Below are 23,995 nucleotides of genomic sequence, written 5' to 3'. Positions count from 1 at the left end.
GCTTTTAATGATTTATTTAAAACACCGTTTTATCTTGTAAGATGTTTTTATGAACGATGCAAATTAACTAGAAAAAACCAAGTATTAGCACTCATTAGCAAACTTAAATAACACTTAATAACTACGCCACTTTCTACAAACGCTATAATTTATACCTATGACCAAACAGCCACACATCCCTACCTCTCAATTATCAAGAGACGCTAATAAAAAAGACGCTAATAATATGGCAACACCCATCATTGAATTAAAAAGTACCAAATCAGCAACACCGAATGCACCGCATCCATGCTTTATTGATATCAAGCATGGATGCCTTGTCACCGCTGAGCAACTAAAACGCTATAGCGACCCTGATGAATTGCCCTCGGATACTCGCACGGCACCAGATCTAGACGTTGGCTTTGGTCAGCAGCGTGCACTAAAAGCCTTACAAACAGCTTTGGATATCAAAGCCAGTGGCTATCATGTGTTTGCTGCTGGTGAAAATGGCTTGGGCAAACGCACCGTCATCAGCCGCTTGCTAACGCGCATTGCCGCCGATGCACCCACACCTGACGACTGGGTATATGTGCATAATTTCACCGATCCACGTACCCCTTTAGCGCTGCGACTACCTGCGGGGCAAGCCTCCTTATTGCAGCAGCAAGTCAATCACTTATGGCAACAAGCCAAAAAACGATTGAGCCAACGCTTTCGTAGTGACCAATATCAAAGCAAAATCGAAGCCATCAAAAATGACACACATCAAAAAGAAAGTCAGGCTTATGATGTGCTCAATGCGGAAGGCAAACAATATGATTTGGCGTTGACGTTTCGCTCCTTTGATAATAAAGCGGTATTTGTACATCCCAGTCAACTCGCGACAGAAACTAGTGGTGGTGATCATAAATTATCTGCTAGCCATAAAAATAAATACGTGCGCGATAATAGTAGCAAAGCGAGCATTTCTAGCACTGAGTATAATGATCCTACGAATGCAGAGCAGAATGAAAACAATACTGAATACGGCAATAGTGAATACGAAGCTGAGTTAAATAACTTTGTCCAAAAAAACCATATGCAAAAACGCTTAAGTCAGTTGACCATCGCGTTAGAGCAGTTAGAGGACGAAGCCAATGATGCGATAGAAGCCCTGCATCGCAATATTGCACGTCGTGCATTACAACCGTTATTTGCCCCTGTTTATGAGCAATTTGCCAGTCACCCGTTGGTCATTGACTATCTCAAGACCGTATTTGCCGACATGGTTACGCATGTCGAGCGCATCGTCAATGGCGATGACGAAGAGTTTGTGACAGCAGTTTTGGCCACAACTCCAAGTCGCTATGCGGTCAACGTCATTGTCAGCCACACGCCGGACGACGGTGCACCCGTCATCTTTGAGGACTTGCCAACGCATTTGAACTTGTTGGGTCATGTCGAGCAAATCACCCAGTTGGGCACGGTCACCACTGATGTCAGTATGATTCGAGCGGGTGCTCTACACCGTGCTAATGGTGGTTATTTACTATTAGAAGCGAGTCACTTACTTGAGCATCCGTATGCTTGGCAGGGTCTCAAGCGCGCGCTACAATCACGCAAAATCAAACTCTCAAGCCTTGAACAAATGCTGACTTTAACAGGCAGCTTATCGTTAGCACCTGCCCCCATTGACCTTGATGTTAAAGTGATTTTGCTTGGTGAAGCAGACTTATATTATGAGCTGTTAGAGCTTGAGCCTGAGTTTGATGCGGTATTTAAAGTACGCGCCGACTTTCACGATGACGTGCCTCGCAGCAGTGAGCACGAATTGGCGTTAGTCGCGAAAATGGCTGATATCATTGACTATGCCAATCTCTATCCATTTGATCGTAGCGCGCAAGCTGCCTTACTTGAGCATTTAAGCTTACAAGCAGAAGACCAAGACCGCTTAAGCTTGCACAGTGATTTATTAATCAAGCTGTTGCATGAGTCTAACCGCCACGCGCATTTAAGCGGAAAAAACATTGTTAATGCCTATCATGTCACACAAGCCATCGATGATATGGACGAGCGTTCAGGATACCTGCGTGACCTCTATTGGGATGAGCTAAAAAACGGTCAGCAGCTTATTCAAACTACAGGCAGCGCGGTCGGACAAGTCAATGCGCTGACAGTGGTCAGCTATGCCGATAGCGAGTTTGGCATGCCCGCCCGCTTGACTGCCGTCATCCAACCAAATATCGGTACCGGTGAGATTCTCGATATCGAGCGTGATGTAGATTTGGGCGGTAGTTTACACGCCAAAGGCATGCTGATTATGACCAGCTATTTGCGCGCATTATTCAGCCAACATCATGCGCTCAACTTTAGTGCTTCACTCGCTTTTGAACAAAGCTACGCCCATATCGATGGCGATAGTGCCACCGTCAGCGAAGGCTGTGCGCTGCTATCTGCCTTAGCAAACGTACCGATTGATCAGTCATTTGCCATTACTGGCTCTATGAACCAATTGGGCGAAGTGCAAGCGGTTGGCGGTATCAACTCTAAAATCGCTGGATTCTTTGATGCATGCCGCGAGCAAGAATTGACTGGGCAGCAAGGCGTGGTCATTCCAATGGCCAATGTCAAACAGCTCATGCTGCGTGACGACATCATTGCTGCCGTCAAAGCGAACGAATTTCATATTTATGGTGTCTATACACTTAGCGAAGCATTGACGCTGATGACTGGCTTACCTATCGATACCATGAATAAAAAAGGTCGCTATCGTAAAGACACGTTGTTTGGCAAAGTCTTAAGTCGTCTGATGTTATGGGATGAAAATCAAGATAACAATGACGATGGTATGGATGATAAAAAGCCCAAAAAGAAAGATAAAAAGAAGCAGAAAGCAAAACGTCAAAAAAAACGGGGCAAGAGAAAAAAAGAAAAATGCAAAGACAAGACGGAGCACAACGAAGTCGTTATAAATGATGATCAAGGCATCAATCAAGGTATCGATAACAATGCCACTAAAACACCCATTGACGCCCTATAAACTGATTTATAGTGAAATTTAGCCGTGTCAAAACCAATTAATAAGTCAGTGTACTAATTGAAGACATGCCCTAGACGCTACGATGCTTTTCTGCGATGATGAATGGTTAATGCTCCGCTAAGCTATACAAAAGCCAACTCGTAATTTCATAAAGGTTATCGCTTAATGACTGTACATTCTACTGACGCCGACCACTCTCATGCTCAAACGAACTCTGTTGAGCAAGCTAATACTGTAGCGGCAGCGGACAGTCATGTCTCAGGAGATAACAACGATAATCGCCATGGCGCGGCGACGACGGCGCGCCAGTGGCAAGTGCTATCGCAACTACAGCGCAACCGCTGGGTGGGCACAACCCATATCTACGAGCAGCTGATGATGGCAGGCTTTGACATCAGCCTGCGCACCGTTCAGCGCGACTTAAATGCGCTGGCAAAACGCTTTCCCATAGAGAAAAACAACGCCAACCCACAAGGCTGGCGCTGGCGTGATGACGCGCCACTCCAAAGCTTACCGCACATGAATCTATCGCAAGCAGTCGCCTTTAATATGGTTGAAGCCAATCTAACTCAGCTACTACCACCTGTTATTTTAGATGAATTATTTCCGTGGTTTGACTTGGCAAGGCGGCAGCTAAAAAACAGTAAAGTCACCCATTCATGGATCGACAGAGTGCGTATCGAGCCTGCCACTCAGCCATTAATCGCGCCGCATATTGACTTGGATAGCAAAGACAATATTTACCATGCGCTATTTTATCAATTACAAATCAAAGCCTGCTATACCCGCAGCAATAAATCACAGGCCAGTGAATACCTTTTGAATCCCATCGCTATTATCCAGCGCGGTGTGATTATTTATCTGCTGGCAACTCGTACTGATGATCCAAACTTTACCATTCGTACCTTTGCCCTACATCGATTTACTAGCGTTGATATTCTCGAAAGTGCCGCACAAACACCTGATAGTTTCCAACTCGATACTTATTTGGATGCTGGTGGTATGGGCTTTAGCCACCCTTTATTCGGTGAGCTGCCTAATCATGGCAAAAACACCGCTATTGAGCTACAATTCACCAAACAAGCGGGCAAAAGCCTGACTGAGAGCAAGCTCAGTGACGATCAAACTGTTACGTTGGATGATGACACGCTCACCATTCAAGCCACCGTTAACCTAACTTCACAACTGGTTTGGTGGTTGCGTGGTTTTGGCAATGGTTTATTGAATGCCAAACCAGCATTGTTACATCAAGCCGTATTAGATAAGTTTTTTGATCATAAATAATAACTGCGGGTAATGACGCTCAAATTTAACCGTATTCAGACGATTACCACTATTTAAAAATGAAGAACGAAAGTAGATAAGGAATGTTATGCCGACCACTGCCTCATTGCCATTACTGTCAGACAGTTTAAGAGGACTGGGCTTAGATGCTGGAACCTTATTTTTTGCGCTAAACTATGAATTTACCAAGATTGAGCCAAAAGGCATGTTTAAGCGCTTTAAAAAAAACCAGAGCGCTATTGATATTGATTTGGCTTGCGTACTATATGACGACAATTGCACCATCAGTGATATCGTTTGGTTCAAAAAATTGCGCGATAAAGCGGAATCAGTGAAACATCAAGGCGACAGTCTCAATGGCAAAGATCGCGGCGAACAAGCGATGTATTTGGCACCTCTTGACCAAGAGCAAATCAGGCTTTACTTAGATAAAATCCCAGCACATATCACCCATATTGCTATGATAGCCAACTCTTACCACGGTCATCCGTTTTCAAGAGTCAAAAAAGGCGAGATTCATCTAAGCGATGATGAAGGCAATCGATGTTTTGAAGTCAATCTAAAGCAACTGCCACGTGATTGCACGACGCTGTGGGTGGCACATTTACGCCGAGAAGTGGATGATTGGCATCTCACATTGCAAAACTTACCCCTTCCTGCCGAAGATTTAGCGACGGCGGCGCAGCAAGTCGCCCATGAATTGGCACGTGCGCTACCCATTCCACAAGCTATCTAAATACCATAAAATATCCGTTTATTGCTAATAAAAAGGGTGCAACGTTATCAGAACGTTGCACCCTTTTCTTACATACCCATTTTTTGAAACCTAAAGTAACCACTATAAAAGACTTACAGTGGCTCACCGCAATGTGGGCAAAAGTTCTTTTGTCGTTCTTCCACTTCTCTTTCGCGGCGCTCAAGCTCTTGTTCGCGTAATACCTGTAATACGATATTTTGCGCCTGCTCTTTATCCAGTCCCAGCTCACGGCGAATTTTATCGATCATCATCTGATTTTTCACCAAATCAAAATCACTATCAATCAACTGCGCTCGAAAGTCTTGTTCAAGCTCTTCACGGCGCTGAGCAAGCTCATTTGCCAAACCAGTTGCTAAAATACCTGCAGGTAATGCCGCCAGACCCACACCTAATATGGTAATAACCGCACCCAATATTTTACCCGCATTGGTAATCGGCGTGACATCGCCATAGCCCACCGTCGTTAGCGTCACCACCGCCCACCACATCGCTTTAGGTATCGACTCAAACTCTTCTGGCTGGGCGTGGTTTTCAACCAAGTAAATGCCGCTAGAGGCCGTCACAATCATAATTATTAAAATAAAAATAACCGCTTGGAATGAGCCTTTTTCTTTGCTGATGACCACCAATAAGATGCGTAACGAAGCAAAATAGCGTGTCAGTTTGAGAATTCGGAATAAACGTAAAATACGTAAAAAGCGTAAGTCAATCGTAACAAAGAAATTCAAGAAAGCTGGCGCAATGGCAACTAAATCAATCAACGCAGAAGGACTTTTCAACCATTCCCAGCGCTGACGCCAAGTGGTGTTATCTGGCTTTTCCTCTGCCACACTCCACAAACGCAGCAAATACTCAATAGAAAACACCACGATAGAGAAGTTTTCAAACCAAGTAAAATACTCTTGATAAGGGTAATGCCAACTGTCAACCGACTCAGCAATGACCGCTGCTACATTGGTCATGATTAAAAATATTAAAAAATAGTCAACGCAACGGCTAAACAGCGTATCGTGCTCATCATTTTGCAGAATATCGTAAACGAAAAGACGCAAGCGCCGTATAGATTGGAATAGCATGCCGTCCCTATGCGGTGAAACACCGGTCTTATATTAATATAATAAAGCAGTCATCACAGAATATGACGTTAATGCTCAGTCACCATCAGTATTTTATACCCATCACTACTTGACGATGTAGTGCTCTTAAAGCATTACTAGTGATAGGACTGGCTTATTTAGTATGAATCATGATCGGTGATTATACTAAATTTAAATAGTACATGTAGGCAAACAAAATTAGCACCAGCACAATAGCGATGATAGCGAAGCGTAAGAATCGTTCGTCAGCACGTAATTGCTCACTGATATCTTGAGCAGGCAGCAAAAATAAGTTGCATTCAGGACAGCAAGAGTCCATCCGATCCAATATCGTTACAGAACGTGCGTTTGTGCAGCGTAGAGGAGAATTACTACAATAGCCAAGCATAATATATTACCCCTCTTTTCCCACTCTCGTTATTCATTCGAAAAGTAATGAGACTATCATTACCGACTCTAAGCTTTTGACATTTTAACATTCTAAAAATATCAGCGAGAGTTTAGCATCATTGACTATAGCCCAAATTCTAATGCCATACCTCTGTATAACATCAGCATGAAGGAATCTAAGTCTTGCTTCAAAAATGATAACTGTTCTAAGTAATTTTTAATTACCTCGACAAATATACCTGTTACGGTAAATTTATGCCATAAAAGCCATTAAAATGCGTTTAAAACCTTACAGTAAATATGGTTTTGTATTATAATGGCGTTGTAATGTTACAGGTTAGTCAATAATCATAACATTGTGTATCGGCACCTAATGTCATCCCTCGTTAGATAGCCACCGATAATCTTCTATCACGTTAAGGAATCAAATGATGAAACTACAATCCCTAGTTTTAGCCACTGCTGCTGCACTTACTATGACCACAGCATTTGCTGTACCAGCTGGTACTTGGTCTGTCGCTGCTGGTGCTCACATGGTTGACCCAAAAAGCGATAATGGTACTCTGGCAGATGGCACTATTGGTGTCGACGTAGACAGTGATGTTCAACCAACTATTAGCGGCGAATATTTCGTTGCCAATAACATTGGTATTGAATTACTAGCGGCTACACCATTCCATCATGACATTACCTTAACTGCTGGCGATGCTACTATCGATGCTAAAACTCAGCATTTACCACCGACTCTATCGGTACAGTATCACTTTGATGGCTACAACATGCCTATGAATGTGAAGCCATTTGTTGGTGTTGGTGTGAACTATACGACTTTCTTTAAAGAAAAAATCTATAGCGATGCTTTCGAAAAATTAGAACTTGATGACAGCGTTGGCGTTGCTGGTCACATCGGTCTTGACATACCTTTTGCCCCAACTGAATACTTCCGTATTGATGCTCGCTATATGGACATCAAAACAGACGCCAGCGTAAAAGCTAATGGTGAGACCATTGACCTTGGTGAAGTTGACATCAGCCCTTGGGTATATGGCGTTGCTTTTGTTAAGACTTTCTAATATAACATAAAGTAATGTGAATAAAAAAAGCTGGCTTAATCGCCGGCTTTTTTGTATCTAAAGTTTAAGCAACAACTATTATAGATAAAAACGATTGTGCTAAAGTCATTAACCGCTAAAAATCTGGCAACCATGGGGTATCAAATTTTTAGCATAAAAAAAAGACCATCCTAAGACAGTCTTCTTTTTTCAGATCCTTTTAGTACAAACGATTCTTACAGCAAAATACGGCGCGGATCAGCCAGCAATGTTGCGATATAGCGGGTAAATACGGCAGCATCTGCGCCATTAATCACACGGTGATCGTAAGACAATGATAATGGCAACATGAGACGCGGCTCAAAGCTTTGCTTTTTAGCATCCCAACGTGGCTGCATACTTGCCTCAGACACGCCTAAAATACCCACTTGAGGCCAATTTACTAATGGCGTAAAGGCAGTGCCACCCAAGTTGCCTTGGCTTGATATGGTAAAGCTTGCACCTTGCAAATCTTTAGTAGTGAGTTTTTTGTCACGTGCTTTTACCGCAAGCTCACCAATTTCAATGGCGATTTGCTTCAAGCCTTTATCCTGCACATTCTTGATAACAGGTACGATGAGTCCATCATCCGTTGCCACCGCGATGCCCATATTGACGCTTTTACGCAAGATAACTTGCGTATTGTCGTCGCTTAAATGACTGTTAAAGCGTGGATGCTGCGTTAAGGCATAGGCCGTCGCTTTGACCACGAACGCTAAAATCGTGAAGCCGATACCTTCAGCTTTCATGCTACCTTTTAGCTCGCCGCGCAGTTTTTCTGTCTCAGTGATATCAGACAAGTCAAACTGGGTCACTTGCGGCAACAAGGTATTGTAGTTGAGCTGCGGTATCGAGACTTTTTGTAGACGGCTAAGGTCTTGGGTTGCTGTTTCACCCCAAATCTCAACGTTGCTCATGTCAGGTAAGCTTGGCAGGCTAGCGCTGGCTACATTGCCACTGGCAGGTGCCGCTTTTTGAGTGTTTAAGCTTTCTTTAACATGCGCAAACAAGTCTTCTTTTAGAATGCGATCATTTAGCGCCGAACCATTCACTTGGGTGATATCGACACCTAACTGACGTGCCAGCTTGCGCACGGCTGGACCTGCATATACGTCAACCAACTTTTCATTGACCTGTGCTTCAGTCAGCTTATCAGCTTGCTTACTAGCGACCGCATTAGGCGTTGTAGATTTTTCTGCCTGTTTTGGCTCACCCGTTGTTTTAGCAGCAGCTTTCTCTTCTGATTTGGCTGGTGCTGAATGCTTTGGCTCAGCGCTATCTGATGTAGACTCACTTGCATCAGCAGCATCTGCACCACTACTCATGATAATGATAAAGTCTTGACCATTAGCAACCATATCACCAGTCTGAACTAAGATTTTTTCAATTTTACCAGCGACTGGTGCGGGTACTTCTACCGATGCTTTGTCAGATTCAATCAATAGGATTGATTGATCTGCAGTCACGATGTCACCAATACTGACCATGATTTCAGAAACTTGCGCTTCATCAACACCTAAATCTGGCAATGCATGAGTGGTCGATTTACCAGCGTTAGACGCAGGCTTGTCATTAGCGTCAGACGAGGCTGATTCAGTTGCAGCAGGCTCAGGTTTTGTTTCTGGTTTAGCAGCCGTTTCATCTGCCTTTTGCTTCTCGTCAGCAGCGCTATTTTCTTTAGTGTCTACATTGCTTTCTGCATTGTCTGCTTCACTTTCAAGCTCAATCAGTACCATACCTTCACTGACCTGATCACCAACAGCAACGCTGATTTTAGTGACTTTGCCAGCAGCGGAACTTGGTACTTCAACTGAGGCTTTGTCAGATTCTAATAGAATGATGTTGTCATCTTTTGCGATGACATCACCCACTTCTACCATAATTTCGCTGACTTCGGCGCTATCAACACCCAAATCGGGGGCTTTAATATCCATGATTTATCTCCTAGTCTTATGATTATTATTCTTTGACATCATCGTTATTAAGTAAAGTCGCATCCGCTTGATCTTCAGCCCGACCCTCATTGCTGATTTCATCATCATCTTCAGCGACAAATTCAGGGACAGGATTTGGATTGACATTACCAGGTGCTGGTGCATCGGGAGAATGATCATAATAAGGCTGCTGTTGCCATGCAGGTGGCTGATCCACATCGATGCCTAAACTTGAGATGGCATCTTTCACCAAACGCATCTCGACTTCACCCTCATCCGCTAGGCGTTTGAGCGTCGCAACCACGATATGAGCCGCATCAACGTTGAAGAAACTACGCAAATTTTCACGAGTATCAGAACGGCCGTAGCCATCAGTCCCTAGCGTCGTGTAAGGACGATTGTCTGGCAACCAAGCACGGATTTGCTCCGAATAATTGCGCATATAATCCGTCGCGGCAACTACGATACCTTCGTGCGGCGCTAACTGCTCAGTGACCCAAGGCACTCTCTCTTCATCCATTGGATGCAAGCGGTTGTAATCATCACAAACCATGCCGTCACGAGTCAACTCGTTAAAGCTGGTCACACTCCAAACGTTGGAAGTGATATTGAACTCATCTTTTAGAATCTGCGCCGCTTTTTGTACTTCACGTAAAATAACGCCAGAGCCTAATAGCTGCACTTGGGTTGAACCATTGTCTTCGAGCAAATACATACCACGCTTGATACCTTCTTCCGCGCCTTCTGGCATCGCAGGTTGCTCGTAGTTTTCATTCATTAGCGTTAGGTAATAATAAACGCGCTCGCCTTCACCGTACATACGGCGTAGACCGTCGTGCATGACAACTGCTAGCTCGTAACCAAAGCAAGGATCATAAGTCACACAGTTAGGCACAACGTTGAATAGAATCTGCGAATGACCATCTTGATGCTGCAAGCCTTCGCCGTTCAATGTGGTACGACCAGCTGTTGCACCTAATAAGAAGCCTTGTGCTTGACAATCGCCTGCCGCCCAAGCCAAATCACCCACTCGCTGGAAACCAAACATCGAGTAATAGATATACATCGGAATCATCGGTAGCGCGTTCACAGAGTAACTGGTTGCAAGCGCAATCCACGTACTCATTGCGCCTGCTTCGTTGATACCTTCTTCTAACATGTGACCGTCGATGGCTTCTTTATAGCCCATCAAAGCTTCACTATCTTCTGGCGTATATTTTTGCCCAACTGCAGAGTAGATACCCAATTGACGGAACATGCCTTCTAAACCAAAAGTACGCGCTTCATCAGGTACAATCGGCACGACGCGATCTTGGATGTCTTTGTTTTTGAGCATGGCAGACAATAAACGCACAAATACCATCGTCGTTGATTGCTCTTTACCATTGCTGCCTTTTAATACCCGATCAAACATCGACAGTTCAGGGATATTCAATGGGATATGCCCACTGCGCCGATTTGGTAAATGACCACCTAGCGCTTCTCGGCGACCTTTAAGATACTTCATCTCCGCTGAACCTTCTTCAGGGCGATAGAATGGTAGCGTCTCTAGCTGCTCGTCAGTAAATGGCAAATCAAAGCGATCACGGAAATACATCAACGCTTCTTGATCGAGTTTCTTAATCTGATGTGATTTATTGACCGCTTGTGTTTGAGCCGATAAGCCATAGCCTTTAACGGTTTTGACTAAAATAACGGTTGGCTGACCTTTGGTTTTCATCGCTTCACTGAATGCAGCATACACTTTCATTGGATCATGACCACCACGATTCAAGCGCGAGATATCCTCATCAGATAGCGCATCAGCCATCTCTTCTAACTCAGGATATTTACCAAAGAACTCTTTACGAGTGAACTCAGCTGTACGGGCTTCGTATAGCTGATACTCACCATCGACCACTTCTTCCATACGATGTTTGAGCACGCCCGTTTTATCATTGGCAAGTAAGCTGTCCCATTTACCACCCCAGATAACTTTAATCACTCGCCAGCCAGCCCCGCGGAACACAGACTCTAGCTCTTGGATAATTTTACCGTTACCACGGACTGGACCATCAAGACGCTGTAAATTACAGTTGACGACCCATATGAGGTTATCTAGCTTTTCACGGCCAGCGAGAGAAATAGCCCCTAAGCTTTCTGGCTCATCCGTTTCACCATCACCCAAGAATGTCCAAATCTTACGACCTTCTTTCTCTAGCAAACCGCGGTTTTCCATATAGCGATGTACATGCGCATGGTAAATCGACATGATCGGACCAAGTCCCATCGATACGGTTGGGAACTGCCAATAATCTGGCATGAGATACGGATGCGGATAGCTTGATAAGCCTTTGCCGCCGACTTCACGACGGAAATTATCCAGCTGATCTTCGGTCAATCGACCCTCTAAATAAGAACGCGCATAAATACCGGGTGCTGAGTGACCTTGATAATAAATCATATCACCACCGAAATGATCGCTGGCAGCACGAAAAAAATGGTTGAAACCTGTCTCATATAGCGTGGCACTAGAAGCGAACGTCGCTAAGTGACCACCCAAATCGTCGTCATTTTTGTTCGCGCGCATGACCATGGCCAATGCGTTATAGCGAATCAAAGCACGGATTTTGCGCTCAATGGTTAGATCGCCAGGGTACATCGGTTCATCTTCAACGGCGATGGTATTGATATAAGCGGTATCGAGACGATTGAACGGCAGGTCTTCTTGAACTGCCATGTTGTATAAAGCTTTTAGCAGAAACTGAGCACGATCTTTGTCTGCATGTTTGATAACAGATTCAAACGCTTCCAGCCACTCTTGGGTTTCGGTGCTATCAGCATCCTTATAATAATTCATCACTATTGTCCTTTTTTATCAGTCAGTCCTGCCCGAAGACAGGATATTATTAAATCAAAGTGTTACTTCAATATTGTCGTGCGGGAATAATTTTCTCAATGACTTCCTTGTTAATTTTAAGAAGTGAGATTTATAGTAGGATGCGGTTATGCAGCAGTATTTGACCAACTCATAATCTGGAGCAGCCTCACATAGCCAAAATAAAAACAGCGCTACTATCTATCGCATATGAACTGAGTATTTAAAAGTGGTTAGATAATAAAATGCTAACCCAACTTTTATAGTCAATTATCAAATGATAATAACTCTTTATTATAGGCTCTTATGCTGCAGTTGTTTATAGCTGTAAAGAAATGGTGATATGACAAGTATTTTTGAAATAAATAATCATTAGTTTTTTTAGAAATATTTCAAAGAAATATAAGGATTGTTTGCTAACGAGCTGACATCTATAACTAGATACTGTAGCTGGTCATGAAATATCTGCCATTCATCCACTTCGTAGGACTTTTACGAAATTATTGCTTAATATGTTAAGTTACGTAATATATACATTAGTTTAGTTAGTGAAATAATTGAGAACTAGTTAAACGCTTATAGCAAGTTTTAGCTTCTTATAGGAATAATCATATGCATAAAATGCCATACGTTCTAAATTCAATAATTTCACAACTATTCAGTGAACATATATATCGGGTGCTGGCATTGATAGCCGCTATGGGCTTGATGTTGGTTAGTAATACATCCTCTGCAAGAGTTGATAATCCAGGCGCAGTTTGTCCTGCTGGTTTTTCAAAAGACAAACTGACAGATAGCGACTATACCAATTTATTTTTAAGTAGCAGCAATAATAACTACTTTAATGTCGCAGGTAATGCTTCAGATAGTATTCCACTACAAATGAAAATGGATCTTAGCGAATCTAGCACTAGTAATACTAATAATAACTTTAGCATTATAGATGCTAGCCAGTATAGGGTTATAAATATTGGTAGAAACTTTTCTACTCCAACTGCATATACAGATATTACACTAAGCTTTCGTAATAAAACGACCCAACAGCCTCTCTATTTGACCAACGTAGCTGTGAGTGCATTTGATATTGACTATTCAAATTCTGGTAATAATTTATTCGATGACTATGTACGCATTACAGGTACTACTGAATCTGGCTCTATTATTGATGGCACACTACAAACAATATCAGGCTCAAATGTCATATACTCTGCAGGATTAAACAACAGCACTTCCTTCAATTGCCCATCAAGAGATTTAGATACACGCTGTCAAGGCTCTATACAATTTTCTCAAGCTGTCAGTGAAGTGACATTTCGTTACACCAATAATCCTATATATGTTAAAAATGACCCGACTAATCAAGAAGTACAAATTCGCGTAGACAATTACTGCTATGTCCCTCAGTATATATTTTCAGGTACAGTGTTTGATGATAACGGTGGTATTACTGATACCCAAGCTGATGCTAATAACGCCAATATTACTAGTGGTACCTATTTTAATAAACCAAACTACTTTAACGGTGTATTTAATACCCCTCAGGAATTAGGTATTAGTGGGAGTAATGTAAGATTGGCTAATTGTTCTAATACATCTACTACTTATCCAACCCAATCGGTAATTAGAAACGGGGCTTCTGTCGGTGAGTATCAAATCAGTATTCCTAAAACAACACTGGCTAATAATACTAATCTTTGTTTGGTAGAAAGTCGAACAGGGGCTACTTATCCTATTCGCACTAGTAGTGAGAGCAGAAATGTTGGTTTCTCAGCAACCACTTATAATTATCCTAATAACAACTTTGGTAGAGTCATCGCTGCAAATGCCGCTTTGGTATTACAGAAGTACCAGTTTGTGAATGATTGCAATGCCAGTACTTTAGTTTACGCCTCAGTTCCGATTACTGGCGATCCAAGAACTGGGTTCAGTATGGATCCTATCCAAGATAATATCACTCCGCAGCAGTGTATTGCTTATAAGATAACTGCGACCAATCGTGCCAATCTCGCCATCAACAACTTCGTAATGAGTGATGTTCTGCAGAAAAAAGACGTTAAAGGTGCACAAGCCACGTCTATACGTGTGGCACCTACTGATCCTAATGGCAGCTTCGCTAATGGTAGTGTGGATATTGGACTAAATGGTACGGTCCAGACGACTGAGTTAACATTGCCAAAAATAACCAAACGTGATTTTTATTTCAACACCAAATACGGCACTACTGTGAATCCTTAGTAACTATTCCCCCTTGCTATATTATCAACCCTAAAGAATATTTTTTACTGACAAAAGCCCTATCTCTATAGATAGGGCTTTTACCGTTTGTGTACTCCAAAATACCATTTGTCGTTTTTGTGGTGAATATTTGTATTGTTTGCGTGACAATCACATTAAGGAACAATTCTAACTTTATCAGCATCTCTTATTCATAGTTGATTGCAGTTTTTACATTGCATGGGACGAAGTCAAGATTGACTTGATAATAATGGTTTAAGCAAGGAATACGATATGAAAGGTTTTAATTTTTTACGCAGTGCCATATTAGCAAGCTTAGCGTCGGTAATAGCATTAAGTGCTGCTCACGCCAATGATGCCTTAAAAATGGATTTAACAGCCAATCAAGTCACCAAAAACGCCGAAGGTAAGATCTCTTATCTACCAGTTCGTAATGCTCCAGCGGGTACGGTCATTCAGTACAAGGCAACATACAGCAATATTATTAACAAAGATATCCAAGATCTGGCGGTCGTATTGCCTATCCCTGCCAATATGGCTTTCACTGGTGAAGCTAATCCTACCAGTGCTCAAGCCAGTATCGATGGCAAGAACTATGCCGATATGCCACTGATGCGTAAAGTCGATGGCAAAATGGTTAAAATTCCGTTTTCTGAATACCGTACCCTGCGCTGGAATATCAAGTTATTACCAGCACAGAAATCTGCCGCTGTCGCACTAAATACAATCGTAGAATAATCACCCTTTTAGGAGAATGACCGTATGAAACCAAATTTATTTAATTACTCAGTATTAACCGTTGGAATTATAGCTGCTATGGGCGTGACTACTGCTACTAACGCTGCTACACCGACTGGTACTGGCAGTGATATTACAGTTGATGTTATTAACCAAGCAACAGCTACTTATTTTGTTGGTACTAATACGGCTGATAAACAGAGTGCCACATCGAATACCGTTACTGTTAAAGTAAATGAGCTAAGTTCATTTGAACTATTAACTGATAACACAGATAAGATTATCAATCCACAAGCTAACCAAAATGTAAAGTTCAATCATACGCTACAGAACAAAGGTAATGTCACTGATGAATACACCATTGATATCGCTAACGTGACTAACGGGGCTGGTACAGGACAAGACGATTTTGATTATAGCAGTTACGTTATAACCTATACTACAAATTTAAACGCTACCTCTAAGACAATCGTTAATGGCGGTAAAATCACTTTAGCGCCTAATGAAATTGCTACTATCAACATAGTTGCAACTTCTAACAGCAAACGTAAAGTTGGTGATGATGGCATCCTAACAGTTACTGCATCTAGTGCTTATTTGAAAACTAAGAATCCAGGTACTGGTACTGAAGCGACTTATACGGCTATAAATACTGACAATGCCATTACCAAGACACCTATCTACGCCATTACTAAGTCTGCAAATACTAATCTCGACAATAATATCTTCGATACTGCCAATACAAGCGCTTATATCGACTATACCATTATTGTCAAAAATGAAGGTAATGCTGATGCTAAAGCCTTTAATATCGTAGACGCGTTACCTGCTGGATTGATAGTCCTTACTACAACTGCACCTACTTCCGTTGTCACTGGCTCTACTTCTGGTACTGCCTCTACTGCTGTTACGCCTACTTTCACCGGCAGCAATAACAACAAGATAGTTAATGTTATCGGTCAAAACTTGAAGCAAGGTGAGACGATCACAATTACTTTCCGTGCTATCAAAGATTCTAGTGTTACAACAGCTAGTGGTGCAGATTTAGTCAACTACGCTCAAGTAAATGACGACACTCTTAACGATACTGGGATAACTAATGCTGATTTAGTAGATAGATCAGATGACAAAGGTACTGAAAATAATTACGAAGATACGAAGTTACCTGTAGATAAAGATGGTAAGGATGATAACACTGACGCTACTGTTTCTACCCGTAACCAAGTACGTAATATCACCATTTCTGATGATCTTAAAAAAGAAGTAGCGTTAGTTAGTACTGGCAATATATATCAATACACCATTAAAAACGAAGGTACTGATGTTACAGAAGCAGATGCCCTTGGTGAAGTACTATTTTCAGTTAACCCAACCACCCCTATTGCTGCAGTCGATATCGTTCGAGTATTCGTAGATGGTGGCAAGAGCGGTACCAAAGACGGTGTATACAATGTAGACGATGATATTTTATTAGATCCTACAGTATCTAACGGAAATCAATATGATCTGAACAAGGCAGTGATTGTTGGGCTAGCACCTAATGCAGAAGTTATCATTAGTGTAGAAGTTAGCAGTAACGGTGTAAGTAGTAATGTTAATGGCGCGACTACTAACATTGATACTTCTGAAGTGATGACTATCACTGTATTACCACAAACCACTGTAGACGGAACAGCAGCCCCTTCTAATAAAAACACTACCTCTACTACGACATTAAGAGGCCTAAACCTACTTAAGTCTCAAGTTATTGCTGCTTGTACAGGCGTTACGGCAAATTCACTTACCTATATAAGCACTGAGCTTAGTGGTAAGCCTGGACAATGTATCTACTACAAAATCACTGCTAAAAATACTTTTACTGAGACCAACAAAACGCTAAATACTGTTGTTGTGACCGATATCTTTGATACCAAAAAAGTTGCGTACAACACCACTAGCTTTTCGTCTGTAACAGATAATGGCTCAGCTGTTGCTAATGGCAATTATGCATCACCAACGCTCACTGGTACATTTAGTAGTCTAAAGCCTTCAGAAACAGGAACGGTTTATTTCTCAACTAAAGTTCTTGAAACTGGTGCGGCTAAATAACCTCAATATTTACATGATATATCTCGTGTCAATTTCTATAAGAGTCAAATACTTATAGATCTCCTCTAGCTTGAATTAATCACTTTTCATTATTCAAGCTAGAGAATCTCTACCCTTACCCTCACTGATATTTTATTGGATAAGCGACATATGACTCTATCTACCATGACACCGTCTAATCGTACCGCATTGTGTTCAGCAAAGATCTCTGCGCTGTCATTGGCAATGTTGCTTATGCAATCAAATATCGCGATTGCAGCTGATGCAGCAAACCCTAATCTGCAAATCATCAACAATATTGCAAACGCTAGCTATAACGTCAATAACCAGACTGACGTCACAATATCTAGCACCTCAAATCAAGTACAAGTCAAAGCCTCAGACCTTCCTGAATACGGTATTGAACTCACTCAACAGCCGTTACTCACCGTTATGCCTAACGCCTTGGTCAACTGGGTAAACGTCCTAAGCAATACCAGCTATAGCAACCAGACTGTTGAGCTAACATTAGCTGTATCTCCAACGCTCTCAAACTTAAAAGTCTATCAAGATCTAAATAGAAACGGCGTCGTTGATAATGGTGATACTGAAGTTATTTTCGATAATTTAAGCGCACAAATCAAACTTGGACACAGTGAAAGTATCCAGTTCATCGTGCAAGCTTTATCAGATGCTAACGGCAAAAGTGGCGATACTGCAGATATTAAAATTGGCGCTGTCGTTCTGGAAGACCCATCCGTATCGAGTGTCAATGCGATTGATAGACTGATCATCGTTGAGCCTGAAATCAAATTTACAACGCCTAAATTTGACGCAAACAAAACCACCTCGCAAATCGAGGAAAACGTCTATATCGATGCCAGCTATGCGCAGTGTAATGTTCAGCTAGATAAGCCAGATCAAGTATGGGTCACGATTACCTCTTTGTTGACGGGTGACAAATACGCATTGAAAGCGATTGAGACGGGCAATAGTACTGGTAAATATCAGCTATCAGCACCAACACAAAACAATGCCAACGCTGTCAATGACAAATTTATTCAAACTCTAGCAAATGATACGTTGACTGCAAGTCTAGACGCCTGTATCGCGCCTTCTGTCGGCACTGGCGCTGAGCAGCTACCAAGTGAAGGTGACTTCACCGTACGTATCGATGACTTAGATACGCAAATCAATATCGTCGATGATAGCCCAAGCTTGGTCGTCACCAAAGAAGGCGATGTTAAAAGCGCTGAATTTGGTGATTATGTTAGCTACACCATCAATATTACCAATAGTGGCAACTCTACCGCTTACGATGTACAGCTAAAAGACGCCCTACCCCGTGGTTTTGCTTATGTAGATGGTAGTGTACGTATCAACCAAACTGCTGATATCAGTATCGACCAAGCACAAACCACTGAGTTTAAAGCTGATGGTAAATATCAGGTGCTAAATTTAGGTAATATGGCAAATGGCGAAAGTAAAAAAATCACGTATCGTGTCTTAATCGGTTCCTCATCATTAGGCGGTGATGGCATCAACCGCGCGACTGCCGTTGCTAGCAATGAACAAGGTAAAAGCTTAGTTTCAAGAGAAGCACAGTGGAAGATTGAAGTAGAGCGCGGCGTCATGAATACTGATGGCATCATCATCGGTAAGGTCTACCACGATATCAACCGTGACGGCATTCAACAAAAAGAAAATGGCGAACTTGGCGTTGCAGGCGTGCGTATCTACATGGAAAACGGTAACTTTGTCGTGACTGATCCTGAAGGTAAATATAACTTTTATGGTGTCAGTGCCAAAACTCACGTCTTAAAAGTTGACCGCACCACCATCCCTCACTCAACCGAGATGGTCACCCAAAGTAATCGCAATGCTGGCGATGCGGGCAGCCGTTTCGTTGACTTAAAATATGGCGAATTACATCGTGCCGATTTCGGTATCGTGGTCGGTATGGGCGATAGCACTGAGCGTTTGAATACGGAGCTTGTCGCTCGTAGCAAATCAGTAAGCGCTAAGAATGATAGCCTTGAGCAAGCAGTAAAAACCGAGCTAACCCTAGATCCTGACTATAATCGTGACTACGATGATAATGTAGACGCCAGTGGCTGCAACATCAATGGCGACTTAGATCTGGGCAGCAACTGTGACTCTGCTATCGTCAATGAGATGATCAATCCAGCCGCCAATCGTGTTGATATGACCGTAACTACGGTAGCACCGCCAGTAGAAAAAGAGCTGGAAGAATATCTCAAAGAAGTGGCTAACAATGACGTGGCTTTTATCAATTTAAACGAAGGTCAACAGCTCAGCACTTATAAACAAATGGTACAAGTACAAGCGCCACTGGGTTCAATATTCACACTATATGCCAATGGAAAAGCAGTATCAGAACAACAAATCGGCAAAACTGCTGAGCAAGAAAAACAGAATGTGACTGCCTTTGATTACTATGCCGTCGACTTAAAGCGTGGCAACAATACCTTGCGCGGTGTCGCTACTGACGTGAATGGCAAAATTATCTCTGAGCAAACCATTAAAGTATCAACGCCAGACAATTTACAAGCCATTGACTATCGCACTCAAGCGCAGCTAGTACCGGCAGATGGCGTTAGCGATTATCAAGTCGTTATTAGCCTAAAAGACCGTGATGGCCGTCCTTATATCGCCTCAACACCTATCACTATCGATACCAATATCGGCCGTATCAATCTTAATGACAGCAGTAAAGATCAAGCTGGTACGCAAGTTATTGTCTCAGGTGGTGAGCTACTCATACCCGTGACTGCACCAAGTGTACCGGGTAAAGGTGAGTTGGTCATCGACACTGGTAGCAGTAAACAGATTATCCCGTTACAATTTACCGCGCAATTACGTCCTCTCATTGCCGTCGGCATCGTCGAAGGCGCAATCTCACTTAAAGACTTTGATGGCAGCAGCATTACTGACGCCCAAGGCGCTTTTGAGCAAGAGCTCAATGATTTCGCTGGTAACGATGACTATACCGCTTCTGGTCGCGCCGCGATGTTTCTTAAAGGCAAAGTACGTGGCGATTATTTGCTCACTTTGGCTTATGACAGCGACAAAAAAGGCGAGCGTCTGTTCCGTGATATCGAGCCTAGTGAATACTATCCTGTCTATGGTGATTCATCAGCCAAGGGCTTTGATGCGCAATCTACCAGCAAACTCTATGTGCGCTTGGACAAGGGCCGCTCATTTGCTATGTATGGCGATTTAAAAACTCAAATCGATAACGATGAAGGTATTAAATTAGGTCAATATAACCGTACGTTGACTGGCCTAAAAGCCCAGTATGAAGATAGCAATACTCGCATTACCGCCTTTGTCGCGGAGACGAGTACCAGCCAGCGCGTCAATGAGACTCGTGGTCTTGGTATCTCAGGCCCTTATCCATTGGCTGAAAACTTTGATGCCGTATTAGAAAACTCAGAAACTGTCGAAGTGATCACTCGTGACGCCAACAATCCAGGCTTGATCATTAGCCGTGAGACCCTTACCCGCTTTGCCGATTATGAAATTGACCCTATCAGCCGCAGCTTATTTTTAAAAGCCCCTATCGCTAGCCAAGACATCGATGGCAACCTTATTTATCTACGAGTCACTGTAGAAGTAGATGAAGGTGGCGAAAAATACTTGGTCGGTGGCATTGCTGCCAAGCAGCAGTTGACTGATAAAGTCGCCATCGGTGGTAGCTATGTCAACAGTGATGACCCTCTTAACAAGGAAGAGCTGGCTAGCGTCAACAGCGTTATCAAGTTTAACGATAAACTAAAACTGGTCGCTGAATACGCGATGAATAAAGCTGAGAATCCAAATTTTCAGCCAAGCAATCAAATCAATGCGACAGAATTAGACGGTCAGGACGCAGAAGGTAATGCCTTGCGTATCGAGCTTGACTTTGATAACAAGAAAAACACTCGTGCCAAAGCTTATTATAACGATACTGACGAAGGTTTCGTGACTGGTGCCTCGCCGCAGACTGCTGGGCGCGCTGAATCGGGCGTCGAAGTCACTCATTTAATTAATGATAAAAAGACCGCGCTAAAACTAGAAGGCGTACGTACTAAAGATCATACCACTGATGCTAGCCGCCAAGGTGTCTTAGCCAGTATTGAACAGCGTTTGAGCACCAACATCGTTGGCGAGATTGGCTTACGTTATTATAAGCAAGATGCGACGGCAGCTTCACGCAATATCCAAGCGGTAACAGACGTCGTAGATGTGACTGACAACACTCTCTTTAATGACGATATTATCAATCAATCGGCGCTAAATAATGTCAGTGATTCTGAAAAAGATATTGAAGGTACTACCGCCCGCGCTCGTATCACGGCACGGTTGCCCAAGCTCAATGACTCTTTAATATTTGCAGAATATGAGCAAGATATTGATAACAGTAATCGTAATGCCACCTCCATCGGAGGCGAGACGCCGCTAGGTGGTTTAGGCCGCCTATACGCCCGTCATGACTTGATCAACAGTCTATCTGGTAGCTATGGTCTTGATGACACTGAAGAACGCCAGCGTACCGTATTTGGTTTTGACGCCAACTACATGAAAGACGGCAAAGTCTATAGCGAATACCGCATGCGCGATGCTATCAGTGCTCGCGAAGCGGAAGCGGCCATTGGTCTTAAGAACAAATGGTATGTCCAGCAGGGTTTAACCATCAATACTTTATTTGAGCGTGTTGAATCATTAGAGGGCGATACCGAAAACACCGCAACGGCAGCTGGCATTGGTGTAGAGTATCTTGCGAAAGAAGATTACAAAGCCTCAGCGCGTTTTGAGAAGCGTTGGGGTGAGACTAGTGACACATTGCTAGGTAGCGCTGGTATTGCTTATCGCTATACCGATGATATGACTCTGTTGGCCAAGGACATCTACTCACGCGTCGATTATGACGATGGCAATCGCACGATTAATCGTTTCCAGCTAGGAGCTGCCTATCGTGATTATGATAGCAATCAGTTAGACATGTTAGCCAAGCTTGAGTATCGCTTAGATGATAACAGTACGGGCGATGACGCCTATCAAAAAGATGCCGTTATCTGGTCATTGAGTGGTAACTATCATCCAACACGTCCGTTGACGTTATCAGGCCGTTACGCGGGTAAATATACTCAGTTTGATGCTGATAATATTAGTAGCGACAATACAGCCCATGCGCTTTATGCTCGCGGTCTATATGACATCAGTGAGCGCTGGGATGTGGGCTTGCAAGCAGGCACTTACTGGAACAAACAAGCAGATGATATGTCTTATATGCTGGGTGCGGAAGTAGGCTATAGCCCGATGACCAATCTTTGGTTGTCACTAGGTTATAACTTCATGGGCTTTGAGGATGAAGACATCGCTTATGACGATAGCACTATGGAAGGCGCTTACTTTAGATTACGTTTCAAGTTTGATGAAGACCTATTCAAACGTGATGATCCACGTAAGAACCAGCGTTTGACGACTCACTCTACATTGTAATTTATCCCCATTGTCGTGTTATCATCTGATGACAATGCGGGCGTTATCGCGCTGTTCATCGTATTATATGACAGATATATTTTAATAAGCGATGAGAGCAGCGCCGAAAACCGCAAGTACCAATACCAATATTGATACTGATCCGCTTAATATGAGGTTTTGCATCATGCCTAATCCTGCCAACAAAGCAGCCTATTATAAACAGCCTATAAAGGCTTTATTATCAACCGTCTTCTTCCTGACAATGACCTCGGTTGCATCGGCGAGTCATCATACACCTAAAGTGGCAGTAACCCATGACGCTACTCACTGTGCCAATGATGTTCAAACTCAGTCTCACCACCCAAAATACCAAAGTACGCGCCAACGCGCTATGAATTGTATGTTGACAGAGTTACAAGCGTATCAACAAAAAAACATGAGCGCGCGTCAGCAATACTTTGCCTATAAAGCTCAGGCTTGGCTTAACTACGCCATCCATCAAGACAGCATAAATAGTCGTTCACCTGCTGGGCAGCAAGCCGCACAGGCAGCAGAGACGATTTTGACTACCTTAAGAAATGGCAAGGAACAAGATCTCAACCTTATTCAAGACATACCATCAAACTCTGCTCTCATGCGCCCCGATCTATGGGCAACCTTAAACGCGCTAAAAGATAGCGGTGGTATCGAGTCAGCACCACGAGAGATAGCCTTCAGCGAGGTCGCTTTAATTTGGGCTGCTACAAACCAGTGCGAGCGCGGCTGGCGGGAATCAGGCATCCATTTTCGCATGGCAGATCGTTGGCTTGAACAAGCCCGCGAAGCATACGTCAATACCCATGATTCACAGACCAACGTCGCTTTAGAAGAGCTGATCGTCAGCTATTATAAGCAATATGAGACATTAGATGCGAGTACTGATAGTTGCCGTGGGCAAGTATTAACGCCTATCCGTTAAGTCCATTATTACCACTGCTCATCAATGCAGTCAATACAAAAAAGCCGACATCATATGTCGGCTTTTTTGTATTGACTTAACAGATATTAGAGCATGTTA

General features: G+C 42.9%; 12 protein-coding genes. 9 read left to right on the top strand and 3 right to left on the bottom strand.

Annotation, left to right across the window (positions count from 1 at the left end; all coding sequences use genetic code 11):
• Positions 1-157 precede the first annotated feature (157 nt).
• The 3 genes from ACP7AE_RS05805 (at position 158) to ACP7AE_RS05795 (ending at position 5,021) form a co-directional block, all read left to right on the top strand.
• The gene (locus tag ACP7AE_RS05805) at positions 158-3,001 is read left to right on the top strand and encodes an AAA family ATPase (protein WP_426241888.1); all 2,844 of its coding nucleotides are present in this window, start codon (positions 158-160) and stop codon (positions 2,999-3,001) included.
• A 165-nt stretch (positions 3,002-3,166) separates the two neighbouring features.
• On the top strand, positions 3,167-4,285 hold the full coding sequence (locus ACP7AE_RS05800) for a helix-turn-helix transcriptional regulator (protein WP_201538976.1): 1,119 nt from the start codon (positions 3,167-3,169) through the stop codon (positions 4,283-4,285).
• 88 nt (positions 4,286-4,373) lie between these two features.
• Positions 4,374-5,021 (top strand): TerD family protein, encoded by a 648-nt coding sequence (locus ACP7AE_RS05795; protein ID WP_426241885.1) that lies wholly within the window; start codon positions 4,374-4,376, stop codon positions 5,019-5,021.
• 113 nt (positions 5,022-5,134) lie between these two features.
• On the opposite strand, the gene ACP7AE_RS05790 is transcribed toward ACP7AE_RS05795, so the two are convergent.
• Positions 5,135-6,118 (bottom strand): ion transporter, encoded by a 984-nt coding sequence (locus ACP7AE_RS05790; protein ID WP_426241883.1) that lies wholly within the window; start codon positions 6,116-6,118, stop codon positions 5,135-5,137.
• 842 nt (positions 6,119-6,960) lie between these two features.
• Here ACP7AE_RS05790 and ACP7AE_RS05785 point away from each other — a divergent pair.
• The gene (locus tag ACP7AE_RS05785) at positions 6,961-7,602 is read left to right on the top strand and encodes an OmpW/AlkL family protein (RefSeq protein ID WP_055124235.1); all 642 of its coding nucleotides are present in this window, start codon (positions 6,961-6,963) and stop codon (positions 7,600-7,602) included.
• A gap of 215 nt (positions 7,603-7,817) precedes the next feature.
• On the opposite strand, the gene ACP7AE_RS05780 is transcribed toward ACP7AE_RS05785, so the two are convergent.
• Together ACP7AE_RS05780 and aceE are read right to left on the bottom strand one after the other, a co-directional pair.
• Positions 7,818-9,554: a 2-oxo acid dehydrogenase subunit E2 gene (locus ACP7AE_RS05780; RefSeq protein ID WP_426241881.1), complete on the bottom strand. Its 1,737-nt coding sequence runs from the start codon at positions 9,552-9,554 to the stop codon at positions 7,818-7,820.
• 25 nt (positions 9,555-9,579) lie between these two features.
• Complete coding sequence (aceE, locus tag ACP7AE_RS05775) at positions 9,580-12,393, bottom strand: pyruvate dehydrogenase (acetyl-transferring), homodimeric type (protein ID WP_426241879.1); 2,814 nt, start codon at positions 12,391-12,393, stop codon at positions 9,580-9,582.
• A gap of 630 nt (positions 12,394-13,023) precedes the next feature.
• Here aceE and ACP7AE_RS05770 point away from each other — a divergent pair.
• The 5 genes from ACP7AE_RS05770 (at position 13,024) to ACP7AE_RS05750 (ending at position 23,896) form a co-directional block, all read left to right on the top strand.
• A complete protein-coding gene (locus ACP7AE_RS05770) occupies positions 13,024-14,646 on the top strand; it encodes a hypothetical protein (RefSeq protein WP_193009340.1) in 1,623 nt (540 codons plus the stop codon).
• A gap of 273 nt (positions 14,647-14,919) precedes the next feature.
• Positions 14,920-15,384 (top strand): hypothetical protein, encoded by a 465-nt coding sequence (locus tag ACP7AE_RS05765; RefSeq protein ID WP_045452125.1) that lies wholly within the window; start codon positions 14,920-14,922, stop codon positions 15,382-15,384.
• Between the two features lie 24 nt (positions 15,385-15,408).
• On the top strand, positions 15,409-17,472 hold the full coding sequence (locus tag ACP7AE_RS05760; protein ID WP_426241877.1) for a hypothetical protein: 2,064 nt from the start codon (positions 15,409-15,411) through the stop codon (positions 17,470-17,472).
• Positions 17,473-17,622: 150 nt separating this feature from the next.
• The gene (locus ACP7AE_RS05755; RefSeq protein WP_426241875.1) at positions 17,623-22,956 is read left to right on the top strand and encodes an SdrD B-like domain-containing protein; all 5,334 of its coding nucleotides are present in this window, start codon (positions 17,623-17,625) and stop codon (positions 22,954-22,956) included.
• 166 nt (positions 22,957-23,122) lie between these two features.
• Positions 23,123-23,896 carry a hypothetical protein gene (locus tag ACP7AE_RS05750; protein WP_201538967.1) on the top strand — a complete coding sequence of 258 codons (774 nt, stop codon included), beginning with the start codon at positions 23,123-23,125 and terminating at the stop codon, positions 23,894-23,896.
• Positions 23,897-23,995 lie beyond the last annotated feature (99 nt).

Source organism: Psychrobacter sp. TWP2-1-2 (genome assembly GCF_049896785.1).
Taxonomy (GTDB): Bacteria; Pseudomonadota; Gammaproteobacteria; order Pseudomonadales; family Moraxellaceae; genus Psychrobacter.
Note: the sequence above shows the minus strand (reverse complement) of the source record. Positions and strands in the feature narration are given on the sequence as shown.